Below are 17567 nucleotides of genomic sequence, written 5' to 3' on the forward strand. Positions count from 1 at the left end.
TGGCTAATGCTCTGTATGTTAAGCGTAAAAAAGTATAACTTTTTTGCCTTTTTCTTTGACTAATTTTGAATTGGAAGATAATATTCGCGCCCTATGCAAAAGGTAAAAATACCGCGAACGGTTGATCCGGCAAAAGCGGCACAGAAACGATTGGACTTCGATGGTATCATCCAAGACTGTCTTTTCAAACGTTTAGCGGAAACAACTGAAGGCGTAAAACGCGACGCACTAGTCTCATTGTCATTTGAGATGGATGAACAGCGACTCGTTGTTATCTCTGGTAAAGCTAGCATCGATGTCGATTTAGAATGTCAGCGTTGTAATGAGGTATTCACACACGCGTGTGAAGTTGAATTCCTTTACACTCCTTACTACGGTGAGAAGAGTGAAGAGGAAGCACCAGAAATTTATGATTTGGTAGATCTAAATGAGTATGGTGAATTAGACCTTGTACAACTGGTTGAGGACGAGTTCATCTTAGCATTACCTCAAATTGCGATGCACGATGAAGCGGACTGTAGCGTTGACTCAAATAACATGGTTTTTGGTGAGCTTCCTGAAGAAATTGAGGAAAAGAAACCGAATCCATTCGACGTTTTGAAAAATCTGAAAAAGTAATTGGTGTAATAACCGCTTACTCAGGCTCAGGTTTTTAACCCAATAGTATAGGAGTAGGGTCAATGGCCGTACAAAAAAACCGTAAAACTCGTTCTAAGCGCGGTATGCGTCGTTCACACGATGCGCTAACTACAGCTGCATTATCTGTAGACGCGACTTCTGGTGAAACTCACCTACGCCACAATGTAACTGCTGAAGGTTACTACCGTGGTCAAAAGGTTATCAACAAGTAAGGTTGAACCTTTGCAAAGTATTACCGTTGCACTTGATGCAATGGGCGGGGATTTCGGTCCACGCGTAACAGTGCCTGCCGCCGTGCAGGCATTGTCTCATTTCCCAGAGCTAAAAGTGATTCTTATAGGTGATCAATCTCTGATCACGTCTCAACTATCTCAATTAGGTACCTCTACCAGTTCTCGCTTGACTATTTCTCATAGCGAGAGAGTTATCTCGAACTCAGAAAAGCCATCATGGGCATTACGCAATAGCCGAAACAGTTCTATGCGTATCGCTATCGACTTGGTGTCTGAGCAGAAAGCGGATGCTTGCGTGAGCGGGGGTAACACAGGTGCTTTGATGGCGCTGTCGCGTTTTATTCTCAAGCTACTGCCTGGTATTGAGCGTCCTGCTTTAGTTTCGGCTTTACCAACTATCACTGGAAAACGTACTTGGATGCTAGATCTTGGTGCAAATGTGTCGTGTGATGCCGACAGTTTATTTCAGTTTGCAGTGATGGGAAGTGCATTGGCGGAACAGCATTTAGGTTACCCTCCTCGGGTCGCGGTTCTTAATATCGGGGCTGAGGAAATCAAAGGCAACGACCTTGTTAAGCGCTGTGCAGAAATGCTGTCTCAAACCGACGCGATTAATTTTGTTGGTTATATTGAAGGTAATCAAATTTTGCATGATGTTGCTGATGTCATCGTTTGTGATGGGTTTGTCGGTAACGTATGCTTAAAAGCCAGTGAGGGGACAGCGCAACTTTTTATCGAAAAAATAAAAACCAGCATCATGGCGTCTACGATAAAAGGCTGGATTGCTAGAAAGTTGTTTTCTCGGCTATTTAATGAACTAAAAACACTGAACCCCGACCAGTATAACGGCGCAAGTTTGCTAGGATTGCGCGGCATTGTCATAAAAAGCCATGGAAGTGCAGATGTATCTGCGATTGTCAATGCACTTGGCGAAGCAGTACACGAGGTCAAACGACAAGTACCAAGCCGTATTAGCGATCGTTTGGAAGCGGTTTTACTCGAGAGGCATTATTAGTCTTCATGTATAGCAAAATTTTAGGTACTGGCAGCTACCTGCCATCTCAGGTGCGTACTAACGCAGACCTAGAGAAAATGGTAGATACAAGTGATGAGTGGATCGTTGCACGCACTGGTATTAAAGAGCGTCGAATTGCTGCAGAAAATGAAACTGTTGCAGACATGGCATTCTACGCAGCTGAAAACGCTATCGATATGGCCGGGATTGATAAAAATGATATCGACCTAATTATCGTTGCGACTACGAGCAGTAGCCATACTTTTCCTTCATCTGCATGTCAGGTTCAGGCAAAGCTTGGTATTAAAGGTTGTCCTGCATTCGACTTGGCCGCTGCTTGTTCTGGTTTTGTTTATGCGTTATCTGTAGCTGATCAACATATCAAATCTGGCATGTGTAAAAACGTGCTTGTGATGGGAGCGGATGCGCTATCGAAAACGTGTGATCCAACAGATCGTTCAACCATCATTCTATTTGGTGATGCTGCGGGTGCTGTTGTCATTGGTACGAGCGAAGAGCCTGGCATTATTTCTACACACGTGTACTCGGATGGTCAATTCGGTGAGCTCTTGAGCCTTCCGGTCCCCGAGCGTGGTAAAGATGCTGACCAATGGCTTCACATGGCGGGTAACGAGGTATTCAAAGTCGCGGTTACTCAGTTGTCAAAATTGGTCAAAGATACCCTTGAAGCAAACAACATGCACAAGTCTGAATTAGACTGGCTAGTGCCGCACCAAGCGAACTACCGCATTATTTCCGCGACAGCGAAGAAGCTTTCAATGTCTCTGGACCAAGTAGTCATTACGCTAGATAGACACGGTAATACATCGGCGGCGACAGTACCGACTGCGCTGGACGAAGCTGTGCGTGATGGTCGTATTAAGCGTGGACAGACTTTGTTGCTGGAAGCATTTGGCGGCGGTTTCACATGGGGCTCGGCTCTGGTGAAGTTCTAAGCTTCACGAAAATTCAAATTTAAGATGCGCGAAAGGGCGTCTTACTTCATTTTACTTTTCTTAAAGGAAAACAACATGAGTAAGTTTGCTATCGTATTTCCAGGTCAAGGATCTCAAGCTGTAGGTATGCTTGCGGATCTAGGCGAACAATATGATGTAGTAAAACAAACATTTGCAGAAGCATCTGAAGCACTAGGTTACGATCTATGGGCGCTTGTTCAAAATGGTCCAGCGGAAGATTTAAATCAAACTTTCCGGACTCAGCCTGCGTTGCTAGCTTCATCTGTTGCTATTTGGCGTGTATGGCATGAGCTGGGTCTTAAGCAACCTGCAAACCTTGCTGGTCATAGCTTAGGTGAATACTCAGCACTAGTATGTGCTGGCGTGATTGACTTTAAGGAAGCCATCAAACTGGTAGAGTTACGCGGTAAACTAATGCAAGAGGCGGTTCCAGCAGGTACTGGTGCAATGTATGCAATCATCGGCCTAGATGATGATGCAATTGCGAAAGTATGTGAAGACGCAGCACAAGGTGAAGTCGTTTCTCCAGTTAACTTTAACTCACCGGGTCAGGTTGTTATCGCAGGCAGTAAAGATGCTGTTGAACGCGCGGGTGTTTTATGTAAAGAAGCTGGCGCGAAACGTGCGCTTCCTCTTCCTGTTTCAGTGCCTTCTCACTGTGCGCTTATGAAGCCAGCAGCGGACAGACTTGCAGTAGCACTAGAGTCAATTGAGTTCAAGGCGCCGCAAATTCCGGTTATCAATAATGTTGATGTGGCTGCAGAGACCGACCCTGAAAAAATTAAAGATGCACTTGTTCGTCAACTTCATAGCCCAGTGCGCTGGACAGAGACTGTGCAGTTGATGAGCGAGCAAGGCGTTGAAAATCTTGTTGAACTTGGCCCTGGCAAAGTTTTAACAGGCCTAACAAAACGCATCGTGAAAACGCTGACTGCTGCGGCAGTGAATGACGTTGCCTCGTTGGAATCAGCGAAGTAACGTATCAGCCAGTAAAGTTCGCGATAAGAAAAGGAAACACAACATGATGAATCTAGAAGGTAAGATTGCACTCGTTACCGGCGCAAGCCGTGGTATTGGTCGTGCGATCGCGGAACTTCTTGTAGAGCGAGGTGCGACCGTGATTGGTACTGCTACTTCTGAGAGTGGCGCAGCGGCAATCAGTGAGTACCTTGGTGAAAATGGTAAAGGTTTAGCACTTAACGTTACTGATGTAGAGTCTATCGAATCAACGCTTAAAATCATTAATGAAGAGTTTGGTGTTATCGATATTTTAGTAAACAATGCTGGTATTACTCGCGACAACCTACTGATGCGCATGAAAGATGATGAGTGGAACGACATCATCGATACCAACCTAACGCCTATCTACCGCATGTCTAAAGCGGTTTTACGCGGCATGATGAAAAAACGTTCGGGTCGTATCATCAACGTAGGCTCTGTTGTTGGCACTATGGGTAATGCTGGTCAAACTAACTACGCAGCAGCAAAAGCGGGTGTGATTGGTTTCACTAAATCAATGGCTCGTGAAGTGGCGTCTCGTGGTATAACAGTGAATACTGTTGCCCCTGGTTTCATCGAAACTGACATGACGAAGGGACTAAATGATGAGCAACGTGCGGCAACGTTGTCGAACGTGCCTGCAGGTCGTTTAGGTGATCCACGTGAAATTGCATCAGCAGTAGTTTTCCTTGCTTCACCTGAAGCAGCGTACATTACTGGTGAAACTTTGCATGTAAATGGTGGCATGTACATGGTTTAATGAGACAGTTAGTGCAAAATAAGCTATTTTACATTATGGAAAATAACCTATAGTTGCAGTTAACGGTCATGAACTTGTTATGCTTATGCGCAAGATTTGTGCATGATTTAAGTCAAAAATGTATTGAAAATCGGTTAAATTCACTAATTTTGTGGTTTGACCAGCAAGGACCCCCTTGCAACTTTCAATAGTTCGAATAAACTACGGAATCATCGCATTAGGCGAAATCTGTAAAGGAAAAGAAAAATGAGCAACATCGAAGAACGCGTAAAGAAAATCATTGTTGAGCAGCTAGGTGTAGACGAAGCAGAAGTGAAAAACGAAGCTTCTTTCGTTGACGATCTGGGTGCTGATTCTCTAGACACTGTAGAACTAGTTATGGCTCTAGAAGAGGAATTCGACACTGAGATTCCTGATGAAGAAGCTGAGAAGATCACTACTGTTCAAGCTGCAATCGACTACGTAAACAGCGCTCAGTAATTATCTTTCCCAGGCGGTCTCCAAGACCGCCTGTGTTCTTTCTAACCTCTTCTATCCTCTCATAGAAATATTCAATTCCCGGAGAATTATATCGTGTCCAAGCGTCGTGTAGTTGTCACTGGCATGGGTATGTTGTCACCGGTAGGCAACACAGTAGAATCATCTTGGAAAGCCCTGCTAGAAGGTCAAAGCGGTATCGTAAATATTGATCACTTCGATACTACGAACTTCTCAACTCGTTTTGCAGGTCTTATTAAAGATTTCGATTGCACAGAATACATGTCTAAAAAAGATGCTCGTAAGATGGATCTATTTATCCAGTACGGCATTGCAGCGGGTATCCAAGCACTTGATCATTCTGGCTTACAAATTACCGAAGAAAATGCAGCTCGAGTTGGTGTTGCTATTGGCTCAGGCATTGGTGGTATAGACCTTATCGAAACTGGTCATACTGCATTAGTTGAAAAAGGCCCTCGTAAAGTTAGTCCGTTTTTTGTTCCTTCGACCATCGTAAATATGGTTGCAGGTAACCTATCTATCATGCGTGGTCTTCGTGGTCCAAACATCGCGATTTCTACTGCATGTACAACAGGATTGCACAACATTGGTCATGCAGCACGCATGATCGCATACGGTGATGCAGATGTGATGGTTGCTGGTGGTGCAGAAAAAGCGTCCACGCCGCTCGGTATGGCTGGCTTCGGTGCAGCTAAAGCACTGTCGACTCGGAATGACGATCCTCAGAAAGCATCTCGTCCATGGGATAAAGGCCGTGATGGCTTCGTTCTTGGTGACGGTGCTGGTGTTATGGTTGTTGAAGAGTATGAACATGCGAAGGCTCGTGGTGCGAAGATCTATGCTGAGCTAGTTGGCTTTGGTATGTCCGGTGATGCTTATCACATGACTTCTCCAAGCGAAGACGGCTCTGGTGGTGCGCTTGCGATGGAAGCGGCAATGCGTGACGCGAACATCTCAGGTACTCAAGTGGGCTACGTAAACGCACATGGTACTTCAACGCCGGCAGGCGACGTTGCAGAAATCAAGGGCGTGAAACGTGCTCTTGGTGTAGAAGGTGCGAAGCAAGTACTTGTGTCTTCAACAAAATCTATGACTGGTCATCTACTAGGGGCAGCAGGTTCTGTGGAAGCTATCATCACGGTGATGTCTCTAGTCGACCAAATCGTTCCACCAACGATCAACCTAGATGATCCAGAAGAAGGTCTAGACATCGACCTTGTGCCGCATACAGCGCGCAAAGTTGAAGGTATGGAATACGCAATCTGTAATTCATTTGGCTTTGGTGGTACAAACGGTTCTTTGATCTTCAAAAAAATCGCAGAGTAACACTATCTAACCTTATTTAGATAAGTGAAACTTGTATTCTAACGGCTCGATGCTTAGCATTGAGCCGTTTTGTTTTATTTGTTGTCTGCAACTGAAGGTAAGTGAATGTTTTGGGTAAATGGCGTTCCACAGACGCATGTATCATTAGGAGATCGTTCCTTTCAGTATGGGGACGGCTGCTTTACTACAATCTTGACCAAATACGGTAAGTTGGCTTACTGGCCCGAACACATCGAGCGTATGGATTCTTGTCTTCAAACATTGCAGATACCTTTACCTGACTGGCAAGTCGTGCATGATTGGGCTCTGCGTGCCGCACTGTCTAATGAGCGAGCGGGTATAAAAATTCACGTCAGTCGTGGGGTCGGAGGGCGAGGATACAGTCCGAATGGGATAGAAGGTCCGGTGGTGACCATTTCCAATTTTGTTTTTCCTTCTCATTACTCAGCATGGCGAAAGACAGGTGTGCATTTAGGCGTTTGTGAGATGCGTCTTGGTATTCAACCTTTACTTGCAGGGCACAAGCATAACAACCGTTTAGAGCAGATTCTCGCAAAGGCGGAAATTGATAACTCTGAATTTTCGGACGCAGTGACGTTAAATGTGCAAAATCATGTCATTGAAACTACAATGGCCAACCTTTTTTGGGTTAAAGGTAATAAAGTGTTCACTCCAGAACTGACGCAGTCAGGCGTCGCGGGCGTAATGCGCCGTAAGGTTTTTGAATACCTAAAGGTTATCAATACGGAGATGGTAGTGGACGCTTTTAGTCTCTCAGACCTCTTGGATGCTGATGAGGCATTCATGTGTAATTCATTGTTGGGTGTCGTGCCTATTCGCAGCATCACAGAATCCAACAGTAAAATTTTATTTCCTATTGGAAAATTGACTCAACGACTGCAAGGGAATTTAACTACGTGATTAAAAAACTGTTGGTTTTTGTTGTGCTGATGGCAATGATCGGTGCAGCAGCTGTTTTTTACGTTGTTTCACAGGCGAAACAATACGTTGAAAAGCCAGTTCTATTAGAGCAACCTCAGCTATTTACAATAGAGAATGGCACAAGTTTTCACCACGTCATACGTGATTTAGTGGAAAATAAAGTAATAGAAGCGTCTGAATATACACGCTTAATACCTCATCTTTATTCAGAACTTTTACAAGTTCGATCGGGTACCTACTTACTCGATCCCAAAATGTCGTTGTACCAAGTATTAGAGCATCTTAATACCGGAAAGGAGCATCAATTTGCGATTACTTTTGTTGAAGGAAGTCGTTTTTCCGAGTGGATTGAACAGCTCAAAACTGCGCCTCATATAGACCACGACTTAACGGGTCTATCTGAAAAAGAGATGGCATTTAAGCTAGGAATTGAACGTGATAAGTTGGAAGGATTATTCTTAGCTGAAACCTATCATTACACCGCTGGTGCCAGCGAAAGTGAGTTATTAAAACGGGCACATCGTAAGCTAAATAAAATTTTAGATATGAACTGGGAGACGCGCCAAGAAGATCTCCCGCTTCAAGATAAATATGAAGCCTTGACTCTGGCGTCTATTATCGAAAAAGAAACGGCGATTGATACTGAACGTGAGCGCGTCGCTTCTGTGTTTGTGAATCGCTTGAATAAAGGTATGCGACTCCAAACGGATCCAACGGTGATTTACGGAATGGGTGACGAATACGACGGTAACATTCGAAAGAAAGATTTGCGCACAGCCACACCTTACAATACTTACGTGATTAACGGCCTGCCACCTACACCGATTGCCATGGCTGGGGAAGCGTCGATTAAGGCGGCATTGAATCCAGAGAAAAGTAAATACCTTTATTTTGTCGCGAGCGGTAAGGGCGGACATGTCTTTTCCAAATCCCTTGCTGAGCACAATCGTGCCGTACGAGCCTATTTAAGAGAACTAAGAAAGAAATAAATGATGCAAGCAAATTTTATTGTCGTTGAGGGCCTAGAAGGCGCGGGGAAGAGCACTGCGATTAAAACGGTATTGGACACGTTAAATCAAGCGGGGATTGATAATATCATTAATACCCGTGAGCCAGGCGGAACCCCTCTGGCTGAAAAAATGCGTGCTCTGGTCAAGGAAGAGCATGAAGGTGAAGAGCTACAAGACATGACGGAGCTACTGCTACTTTACGCCGCACGTGTTCAGTTGGTTGAAAATGTGATCAAGCCAGCCTTGGCTAACGGTCAGTGGGTGGTGGGGGATCGCCATGACATGTCTTCTCAAGCGTATCAGGGGGGCGGTCGCCAAATTGATGCGGCTTTGATGAAAAGTTTGCGTGATACAACACTCGGTGAGTTTAAACCCGCTTTCACACTTTATATGGATATCGATCCTCGAGTAGGACTTGAGCGTGCACGTGGAAGAGGTGAGCTTGATCGTATCGAGAAAATGGATATCGGCTTCTTTGAACGTACACGTGAACGTTATTTAGAAATAGCGCATAACGATCCTTCAATTGTTGTTATCGATGCAGAGCAAAGTATTGAAGAAGTCTCTCGCAATATTAAAGGTGCTTTAAATGAATGGCTGTCTTGTCAATAAGTGAAATGTGGATTTTAGGTGACTCATGTTAAATGATTACCCATGGCTGAAGCCTGTTTGGGATAACCTCAAAGTAGGGTTGGGTTCGGACAAAATACCGGGAGCCCTTTTACTGCAGAGTGATCCGGGCTTGGCCGTAGAAAAGCTAGTTGAGCTTTTTAGTCAGGTACTTTTTTGTCAAAATTACAGCGATGAAGCATGTGGTTTTTGCCATAGCTGCCAATTAAATCATTCCCAAAGTCACCCTGACTTGCACTGGATTAAGCCAGAGAAAGAAGGCAAGGCGATAACGGTTGAGCAAATTCGTACTTGCAACCGTCTCGCTCAAGAGTCGTCTCAGCTCAATGGTTATCGTTTATTCGTGATCGAACCGGCTGACGCAATGAACGAGTCGGCATCGAATGCATTGTTAAAAACGCTAGAAGAGCCTGGGGCAAAGTGCTTGTTTTTGCTCGTTACCCACAATCAGAATCGTCTGCTTCCAACGATTCGTAGCCGTTGCCAACACTGGGTTGTTGCGCCGCCGTCAACGGAACAAGCGATGCAATGGATGCTCGAAAAAGGGGCACAGCAAGTTCCTGCTTATGCCTTAAAACTGAATATGGGCTCTCCGATAAAAACATTGGATGCGTTAAATAATGGCGATCTCGATGCCTATTTGGCTTTTGAGCGTAGCCTTATTAAGGCGATGTCTTCTCCTGTCTCAGATATTTCTGAGTGTGTTTCTTTAATGGTTAAACACTCGGAGAAATCACTAGACTGGGCATGGTATTTACTGACAGACGCTCAGAAAGCGTTGTTTGGTGTATCAGAAGCACAAATGCTTCCTGGCGCTATAAAGTTTCAACCGAACAACTATAACGGTTTGTATTCATCAGCGAAGGCGCTGATGGACCTCAAAGCTCAGGTACAAGCCTTTCCAGGTCTAAACCTTGAGCTACTATCAATGAACTGGTTAATTGAATCACGAGAGGCATTATGTTCGTAGATTCGCATTGTCATTTAGACAAATTGAATTACGACGATCTTCACATCAATGTTGAAGACGTTATTAACAAAGCTAAACAAGCAAAGGTAACTGAGCTACTTTCTGTGGGAGTAACACTGGATTCTTTCCCGAAAATGATGGAAATGATCGAGCCTTATGAGAATGTTTACGCTTCGTGCGGTGTACACCCACTTGATGTTGAAAGTGACTTTTCGATGGACATGTTACGTCACCATGCTTCGAATGAAAAAGTCGTCGCCATAGGTGAGACTGGCTTAGATTACCATTACAAGCCAGAGATCGCCGCGTTACAAAAAGAGCGCTTTGAGCAACACGTTGATCTTGCGGTGGAGCTTAACAAACCATTAATTATCCATACCAGAAACGCTCGTGCGGATACCTTAGAAATTTTACGTAACGGTGGGGCAGAAAAGTGTGGTGGCGTAATCCATTGTTTTACCGAAGACCTACCATTTGCACAAGCTGCTCTGGATTTAGGTTTCTATATCTCAATCTCTGGCATTGTGACTTTTCGGCAGGCTACTGAACTAAAAGAAGTGGTCAAGGCTTTGCCTTTGGACAAACTGCTTATTGAGACAGATTCACCTTATTTGGCACCTGTTCCTCATCGCGGGAAAGAGAACCAACCCGCTTATGTTGTTGAGGTTGCCTCTTATATTGCACAGTTAAAATCGTGTTCTCTTTCGGAAGTTGCACAAAAAACCACCGAAAACTTCCGAGATCTTTTTTTGCGATGAAAAACGGATGAAAGCATAAAAAAGGAACGAAAGTTCCTTTTTTGTTTGTAAATCCATCAAAGAGTCCCTTTGGTTTAATGTTTACTAAAAATGTTGATTTAATAGTATTCAAAAGTCACAAATGTAGTTTTGTTACTAAAAATAACATTGACATGTATTTTATTTACGCCTTAAAATTAATCATATAAATAAAAAAAGTCTTTTAAAACAATGCTTAATATGGATGCAAACCTTTTCATTGGCTATTTTGGGGTGTGATCTAAGACTTGTTTTGAAACTAAATTTCGTAGCTGTATAGAAAGTTTGAGGGTCATCAATATATATTTAGAGCCGGAAAATATAATGCAGTTGTGGTTACATTTTCATAGGGTGCTAACCTTTAGGCTACGGGGGTGTGCCGTTAGTGCCCAAATAATACTTATAAATTTATCAGGAGCATAAACATGTTTAAGAACCTTTTTGCGAACCTGCAAAAAGTTGGTAAGTCGCTGATGCTTCCAGTATCAGTTTTACCAGTTGCAGGTATTTTACTAGGTGTCGGTGCTGCCCATCTAAGCTTTATTCCAGAGATTGTTTCTGATCTAATGGAACAAGCTGGTGGTTCAGTATTCGGCCAAATGGCACTTCTATTCGCCGTAGGCGTGGCACTAGGTTTCACTAATAACGACGGTGTGGCAGGTCTAGCTGCAATCGTTGGTTACGGTATCATGACCGCGACGCTAAGCGTTATGGCTGGCGTTATGGGTGTTGAAAAAATCCAAACTGGTGTACTAGGCGGTATACTCGTCGGTGGTATTTCTGCTTGGGCATTCAACCGTTTTTTCAAAATCCAGCTTCCAGAGTATCTTGGCTTCTTTGCTGGTAAGCGTGCTGTGCCAATTATCACTGGTTTCGCAGCGATTTTTCTTGGTGTAATCCTTTCTGTCATTTGGCCACCAATCGGCGGTGCAATCTCTGCATTCTCTGACTGGGCTGCGCACCAAAATCCACAACTAGCATTCGGTATCTATGGGGTGGTTGAGCGTTCTCTAATTCCATTCGGTCTTCACCACGTATGGAATGTACCGTTCTTCTTCGAAGCGGGTACTTGTGTTAACGCTGCAGGTGAAACTCAAAACGGCGTTCTGACTTGTTACCTAGTTGCCGACGAAGCATCTCGTGCTGCTGGTAATGGCTTCGGTCAGCTAGCCGGTGGTTACATGTTTAAGATGTTTGGTCTACCAGCGGCAGCAATTGCGATTGCTCACTGTGCTAAACCAGAAAACCGCGCGAAAGTAATGGGTATCATGGCGTCAGCAGCTCTGACTTCATTCCTAACTGGTATCACTGAGCCTATCGAATTCTCATTCCTGTTCGTTGCTCCACTACTATACGGTATCCACGCTCTACTAGCGGGTTCTGCCTACATTGTTTCGAACACTCTAGGCTTTGTACACGGTACATCTTTCTCTCATGGTCTGATCGATTTCCTAGTGCTATCTGGTAACGCTCAGAAGATGGTTCTAATGGTTGGTGTTGGTCTCGTTTACGCTGCAATTTACTACGTAGTGTTCCGCGGAGTTATCACTTCGCTGGATCTAAAAACGCCTGGCCGTGAAGATGAGTCTGAAAGTGCAGTCGCAACTTCAGATTCTGATATGGGAGGCGAACTGGTTGCAGCATTCGGTGGTAAAGCAAACATTACTGGCCTAGATGCATGTATCACTCGTCTACGTGTCGCAGTTGCGGATACCGCGGCGGTAGACCAAGACAAATTAAAACAACTTGGCGCTGCTGGTGTTGTTATTGTTGCTGGTGGTGTTCAGGCTATCTTTGGTACTAAGTCTGACAATCTGAAAACAGAAATGGATGAGTGGATTCGTAACCACGGATAATTACAACCATTCATAATTATCAAAAGGAGGCTAAGGCCTCCTTTTTTAGTTTCGAGGTAGGTGCTTATAAGCTTGATCACGAATGTGATCTTAAACTCATCTTCACTTTTGTCTGTCTTTTTATACGCTGAGCTTACTCATCGTTGACATAATGAAAACTCATTATGTTTGAATAGTGCATGGTGTTTTTAAATAAGTGATGACATGTATGAAGAACAAACTAATTCTTGTCGCAGGATTCATTTCTGGAAGTACAATGGCGGCAAATGAACCGACTAATTTGTCGGTTGGTATGGCTGTTGATCAACAGTTAAGTGTTGTAGTGGAACTGGACAATAAATACCGTGGCATTATCGGTAACGACGGTATGGCGTTTGACTATATTGCTAAGCGTGGAAGATTTGAGCAAAACGTACCTGTGACGTGGTATGTTGGCGTCGGTGGCTGGTATGAATGGGATGATGAATTTGGTGTGCGAGTGCCACTTGGTGTGAACTGGGATCTATCGAATGGCTGGGATGTTTATGGGCAAATACACCCAGAACTCGATCTTTATAAAGGCGCTGACTTACAGCTTGGTGGTGCCGTTGGTATCAAATACCGTTTCTAAATGTAATTGGATATACAGTAAATCACTGGTCATCTTAGCTTATTAAACGACTCGATAACGGTGTTAACTTTTTTATGAATGGCATTGCTCGTAACGTCACCGCTTTGTTGAACAATATGCCTTGTTCTCGAGTGCTTTCCTGCACCATTCATGACCACTGATTTACGATGGTTAATATAAAAAACGTCGGCTGCTTGCCGACGTTTTACCTATTAAATTATTGCTTATCCATGGCTCGCTTGATACAAAAGGCCGCGCCGCCCCAAGTCATTCCCAAACCAATTACCATCATAATAATTGCACTGATTGTCATTTTTCTGTCTCCTTGCGGTTTACTGCATTGATCACTAGGCCAAAGGTGAAGAGTGCTGCAATCAGCGCCCAGCCCAATGTTAGATCATAGCCACCGTAGCCTTCGGTAAATAGCGCATAAAGCTTCGTTGCTAAGATGGTAGCGAGCATGATAGGTGTCACGAAGCGTAAGCAGATCTCGAACCATTGACCAACAGAAAAGTCAGAGCGTTGATTCACGTAATCACGAACTTCCGGTACACGCTTCAATAGCCATGCCATCAGTACGATTTCAATTAAGGCACCAACCATGATGCCAACGTTGTTTGCAAAATGGTCAACAAGGTCGAGCAGCAGCAGGCCACCATTGGTAGCAAACGCCATAGAAACAACAAAACCTGTTCCAATCACTACGTTTGCCGCTTTCTTACGGCTCCATTTAAGCTTATCGATAATCGCTGATGTAACGGCCTCCATAATGGATATGTGTGAACTTAGGCCCGCAACAACCAATGCGAAGAAGAACAGAGGACCAAGAATATATGGCGCAGGTAACAGGTTAATTGCGGCAGGTAATGTAACAAAAGCAAGGCCAACACCAGCAGAAACGACTTCGGTTAGCGGTTTACCTTGTTCTTGAGCCATATAACCCAAGACAGAGAAGATCATGATACCGGCGAGAATGGAGAAACCACAATTAATCAACACCGTCATAAAGGCGTTATTCGTGATGTCTGATTTCTCAGGTAAGTAGCTTGAATATGCCAACATAATGGCGAAACCAATACTTAGGGTAAAGAAAATCTGGCCATATGCGGCTGCCCATACTTTTACGTCCCAGATTTTGCTGAAGTCAGGCTCGAACATGTAGTTCACACCATCCAATGCTCCTGGTAGCAGCACCATGCGTCCGATTAAGAAAATCACCATCAAGAATAAGACTGGCATCATGACTTTTGATGCACGCTCAATTCCGGATTTTACACCCTTGGCAATGGCGGTGTAAGTGATAGCCCAAGCAATCATTATCGACAACGCAATCTTCCATTGAATGCTACCCAGCTCTGTAGGTGAATTGTCACCTAACTTTAGGTATTCACTGAAGAAAAACGCATTGGTATCAGTTCCCCAGCCTTGGGTAAATGACAACCCAAAGTAAGAAATTGACCAGCCGATAACGGCCACATAGTAAACGCCGATGACTGCGGCAACACCCACTTGAAACCAACCAAGCCACTCAAATTTGGAGTGGATCTTTGCTAACGTTTTTGGTGCCGAACCACGATATTTTTGTCCCATACTGAATTCGAGGATCATGAATGGAATACCGGCAGTGATCATGGCAAAAAGGTAAGGAATAAAAAATGCGCCACCACCGTTCTCATACGCCATATATGGGAAACGCCAGATGTTTCCCAACCCGATAGCAGACCCGACTGCTGCTAAAATGAATCCCGCTCGGGATCCCCATTGTTCTCGCTTCATATTTGACTCCTATACTACTCCCTAAGGAATGAAGCTCCCTCTGTGACACAGTAATACTGAGCAAATTGTTAAAAGAAAGGACAACTGTTATCCATCAGATTGTCTGCCCTTAATTCTATATTATTATCCATTTGCAGAGTTATATTCTGTTAATCTGTAAGGGAATTAGATGTTTAATCTTAATAGTTTGATGTGTGTTTGATAAAACTGAAATATTTATCTGTTTCGTTAAGTAGACTAACTTCGAATAATAGTGAGCGCAATAGAATATAAATGTTAATAGTGCTGTGTTGTGTGGTTTTAATCTTGTTAAATTACAGCTTGCTGGTTGATTTGTGCTGGGTTTTTGAGGGTTAATAGGGATAAACGACTGAGTATTTATTGTTTCTCTAGTTTTATAGACTATTTTTTGAATTTAGGGTGTACGTCTATATTTTGTACACCCACTAGATAATACTTTGTATCAAGTGATCCCAAAATGCTGGTTTTAGTGAGTTACCTTTGGAAGCGAGCAGCGAAATAATGGTCACTCAGAAGCGAAAACTAAAGCCAATGTTAGATTGAAATTGATTCATCCAATCGGTATCAAACTTAATGATGCAACTTGAACCATCGCTAGGTAATGTACAGGCTCCAGAGGTATCGTTATCCACCACGGTGCCAAGCCACCTTAATTGAGCGGTGAGTGCGACATTTTTTGAAAACTCATATTCGAGGCCCGTAAAAGCGCTAGCAGAGAAGCCATATTTGTTATCCACCCAATTAACATCGGTATAAGACCCACCAACCCCAACCCCAATATAGGCTTGCCAACCTTGTTGAATAGGGTAATAAATACTGCTTTGAAATTGTAGATAATGAATATTGGCGGAATTTGATAGTTGCTCAAGACCTGTGGATTGGTTTGAGTAAAACACCCCAATCTTACCTATTTCAAATGGAGCTTCAATTGACAAGGCGTAGTTTATCGCTGGGTCAAAATCATAGGCATTTCCGTTTTCATCTTCTACTTGACCGCCACCCGCATAGCCGACAAAGGGAGTAATTGCAATGTTGGCGTGAGCGTTTGCCGCCAAACTGACTAACAGGCTTCCAACAAGCCAACGGAATTTATTGTCCATGTCTTATCTCCTTATCATGACTAAACTAATTGTGATGGCTTAGTCAAATTGGTGCGACTAAATCAAGCAGATCTTGAACATGTTTCACACTGGTGTTATTTTTTTGTTAAAGTTCAGGGAGGTGTATATGGAACACGATCTAAAATCCGCATTAATCATTGTGGTTATTGTTTTTGCAGTACTTTTGTCGTTTGGAATTATTGCCATTACAACGACTTAAGGTAACTACTTCACGAAACGCTTTAACGAAATGGCATCAGCCTATGATACGTAACAGCGGTATAATTACCGAAAGCCATACTGAGCTCGACATAGATGTTTATGAACATTTTAGGCGTGGCAAAACCGCTCTAGTCACACAAGGAGGAGGGCAGAGAGGGATTTTTACCGCCGGGGTATTAGATGCTTTTTTACTTTCCAATTTTGATCCCTTCGATGAGTTTTATGGCACCTCTGCTGGTGCACTTAACTTATGTGCCTATTTATGTCGTCAACACGGTATGGGAAAGGCTTTTATTACCGATCTTACGACTTCTACTGAGTTCTTCAACCTGTTCCGCTACATCCGTAGGCAGCAGTATTTAGGTTTAGAGTGGGCGCTAGAAAGAATTCAAGGTTTTCCCTACAAGTTGGATCTCGACTTGGGTCGTGCTGCTTTAGGGGGCAGGGGAGCCTTCGCTGCGGTCACTAACGTAGATACGCTGTCTGACCAATATATGCCGATTTTAGGCGATGCTTGGTTCAATACTATGCTGGCTACATGTGCAGTTCCTAAGTTGTATCATGGTCCTGTAGATGTGGGTGGCACGAAGTTTGTTGATGGCGGAGTTGCTGCCTCAATTCCTGTTCAAGAGGCTTGGCGTCAGAACGCTCGTAACATTATTGTTATTAGAACCGAACCATTTTCGGAGATTGAAGCTAGGGCGCAAAGTGAAGTGGGGGATGTTCCTGTCGAATGGTATCGTGAATCGATAAACTCGGTTCAGCAATCTTGGCAACAAAAAGTGAATCAATGGAAGTCCGATTGGGCGTTTTTCTTCCAGCAGAAAATCAATGCGACTCATCAATCTAAACTGTCTGGAAAAATGTTGTTAAATGGTGGACGCTGGCTGTTTGGCGCTGACAATTTATATCGATTAAGTCATTTGGTTGGTGAGAATTTTGATTCGGGGTTGGCGGACATGCTGATGATACATTATCAAACGTTTGAGCTTACCCAAGCTTTTTTGTCTACGCCGCCTGACGATACATTTATTTTGCAAATTGCACCAAGAGAGGAGCTTCGTGCTTCTTCTCTGCTAAGTGATCCTGAATCACTGGAGCATGATTATCAACTTGGGCTCCAGGCTGGGTTTAATCTTGTTCAGCTTTATGAGCAGCTTAATATCAACATTAATGACAGAGAGAGTGCGTAACCGTTTATTATAAG

General features: G+C 43.7%; 20 protein-coding genes. 17 read left to right on the plus strand and 3 right to left on the minus strand.

Features of this window, described 5'->3' with window-relative positions; translation table 11 throughout:
- The first annotated feature begins 93 nt into the window (after positions 1 to 93).
- The 15 genes from yceD (at position 94) to ATG66_RS10630 (ending at position 13241) form a co-directional block, all read left to right on the plus strand.
- The gene (gene yceD / locus ATG66_RS10560; RefSeq protein ID WP_098415256.1) at positions 94 to 618 is read left to right on the plus strand and encodes a 23S rRNA accumulation protein YceD; all 525 of its coding nucleotides are present in this window, start codon (positions 94 to 96) and stop codon (positions 616 to 618) included.
- 62 nt (positions 619 to 680) lie between these two features.
- Positions 681 to 851 carry a 50S ribosomal protein L32 gene (rpmF, locus tag ATG66_RS10565; protein ID WP_005396978.1) on the plus strand — a complete coding sequence of 57 codons (171 nt, stop codon included), beginning with the start codon at positions 681 to 683 and terminating at the stop codon, positions 849 to 851.
- Positions 852 to 861: 10 nt separating this feature from the next.
- Positions 862 to 1887 carry a phosphate acyltransferase PlsX gene (gene plsX / locus ATG66_RS10570; protein ID WP_098415257.1) on the plus strand — a complete coding sequence of 342 codons (1026 nt, stop codon included), beginning with the start codon at positions 862 to 864 and terminating at the stop codon, positions 1885 to 1887.
- A 5-nt stretch (positions 1888 to 1892) separates the two neighbouring features.
- On the plus strand, positions 1893 to 2843 hold the full coding sequence (locus tag ATG66_RS10575; protein ID WP_098415258.1) for a beta-ketoacyl-ACP synthase III: 951 nt from the start codon (positions 1893 to 1895) through the stop codon (positions 2841 to 2843).
- Between the two features lie 75 nt (positions 2844 to 2918).
- The gene (gene fabD, locus ATG66_RS10580) at positions 2919 to 3842 is read left to right on the plus strand and encodes an ACP S-malonyltransferase (RefSeq protein WP_098415259.1); all 924 of its coding nucleotides are present in this window, start codon (positions 2919 to 2921) and stop codon (positions 3840 to 3842) included.
- A gap of 46 nt (positions 3843 to 3888) precedes the next feature.
- The gene (gene fabG, locus ATG66_RS10585) at positions 3889 to 4623 is read left to right on the plus strand and encodes a 3-oxoacyl-ACP reductase FabG (protein ID WP_179885681.1); all 735 of its coding nucleotides are present in this window, start codon (positions 3889 to 3891) and stop codon (positions 4621 to 4623) included.
- Between the two features lie 246 nt (positions 4624 to 4869).
- Positions 4870 to 5103: an acyl carrier protein gene (acpP, locus tag ATG66_RS10590; RefSeq protein ID WP_004406112.1), complete on the plus strand. Its 234-nt coding sequence runs from the start codon at positions 4870 to 4872 to the stop codon at positions 5101 to 5103.
- A gap of 93 nt (positions 5104 to 5196) precedes the next feature.
- The gene (gene fabF, locus ATG66_RS10595; protein WP_098415261.1) at positions 5197 to 6447 is read left to right on the plus strand and encodes a beta-ketoacyl-ACP synthase II; all 1251 of its coding nucleotides are present in this window, start codon (positions 5197 to 5199) and stop codon (positions 6445 to 6447) included.
- A gap of 105 nt (positions 6448 to 6552) precedes the next feature.
- Positions 6553 to 7368, plus strand: a complete 816-nt coding sequence (gene pabC, locus ATG66_RS10600; protein WP_098415262.1) for an aminodeoxychorismate lyase — start codon at positions 6553 to 6555, stop codon at positions 7366 to 7368.
- Positions 7365 to 8378, plus strand: coding sequence for an endolytic transglycosylase MltG (gene mltG, locus ATG66_RS10605; RefSeq protein ID WP_098415263.1), 1014 nt, complete (start codon positions 7365 to 7367; stop codon positions 8376 to 8378). The genes pabC and mltG overlap by 4 nt, the downstream gene beginning before the upstream one ends.
- Positions 8379 to 9011, plus strand: coding sequence for a dTMP kinase (gene tmk, locus ATG66_RS10610; protein WP_098415264.1), 633 nt, complete (start codon positions 8379 to 8381; stop codon positions 9009 to 9011).
- 25 nt (positions 9012 to 9036) lie between these two features.
- Complete coding sequence (locus ATG66_RS10615; RefSeq protein ID WP_098415265.1) at positions 9037 to 9999, plus strand: DNA polymerase III subunit delta'; 963 nt, start codon at positions 9037 to 9039, stop codon at positions 9997 to 9999.
- Positions 9990 to 10757, plus strand: a complete 768-nt coding sequence (locus ATG66_RS10620; protein ID WP_098415266.1) for a TatD family hydrolase — start codon at positions 9990 to 9992, stop codon at positions 10755 to 10757. The genes ATG66_RS10615 and ATG66_RS10620 overlap by 10 nt, the downstream gene beginning before the upstream one ends.
- 443 nt (positions 10758 to 11200) lie before the next feature.
- Positions 11201 to 12631 carry a PTS glucose transporter subunit IIBC gene (gene ptsG / locus ATG66_RS10625; protein ID WP_098415267.1) on the plus strand — a complete coding sequence of 477 codons (1431 nt, stop codon included), beginning with the start codon at positions 11201 to 11203 and terminating at the stop codon, positions 12629 to 12631.
- A gap of 208 nt (positions 12632 to 12839) precedes the next feature.
- Positions 12840 to 13241: a hypothetical protein gene (locus ATG66_RS10630; protein WP_098415268.1), complete on the plus strand. Its 402-nt coding sequence runs from the start codon at positions 12840 to 12842 to the stop codon at positions 13239 to 13241.
- 217 nt (positions 13242 to 13458) lie between these two features.
- Here ATG66_RS10630 and ATG66_RS10635 read toward each other — a convergent pair whose 3' ends face one another.
- The 3 genes from ATG66_RS10635 to ATG66_RS10645 all read right to left on the minus strand — a co-directional run bounded on the left by ATG66_RS10635 (position 13459) and on the right by ATG66_RS10645 (position 16138).
- Entirely contained in the window at positions 13459 to 13554 is a 96-nt protein-coding gene (locus tag ATG66_RS10635) for a MetS family NSS transporter small subunit (protein WP_098415269.1), read from the minus strand.
- The gene (locus ATG66_RS10640) at positions 13551 to 15017 is read right to left on the minus strand and encodes a sodium-dependent transporter (protein WP_098415270.1); all 1467 of its coding nucleotides are present in this window, start codon (positions 15015 to 15017) and stop codon (positions 13551 to 13553) included. Before ATG66_RS10640 ends, ATG66_RS10635 begins: the two co-directional genes overlap by 4 nt.
- A gap of 530 nt (positions 15018 to 15547) precedes the next feature.
- A complete protein-coding gene (locus ATG66_RS10645; protein ID WP_098415271.1) occupies positions 15548 to 16138 on the minus strand; it encodes an outer membrane protein in 591 nt (196 codons plus the stop codon).
- Positions 16139 to 16265: 127 nt separating this feature from the next.
- Here ATG66_RS10645 and cydH point away from each other — a divergent pair, with 127 nt between their 5' ends.
- Both cydH and ATG66_RS10655 read left to right on the plus strand, forming a co-directional pair.
- The gene (cydH, locus tag ATG66_RS10650; RefSeq protein WP_098415272.1) at positions 16266 to 16358 is read left to right on the plus strand and encodes a cytochrome bd-I oxidase subunit CydH; all 93 of its coding nucleotides are present in this window, start codon (positions 16266 to 16268) and stop codon (positions 16356 to 16358) included.
- Between the two features lie 43 nt (positions 16359 to 16401).
- A complete protein-coding gene (locus ATG66_RS10655; RefSeq protein ID WP_098415273.1) occupies positions 16402 to 17553 on the plus strand; it encodes a patatin-like phospholipase family protein in 1152 nt (383 codons plus the stop codon).
- The last annotated feature ends 14 nt before the right edge of the window (positions 17554 to 17567 follow it).

Origin of the sequence: Vibrio sp. ES.051 (assembly GCF_002563795.1) — a bacterium.
Taxonomy (GTDB): domain Bacteria; phylum Pseudomonadota; class Gammaproteobacteria; order Enterobacterales; family Vibrionaceae; genus Vibrio.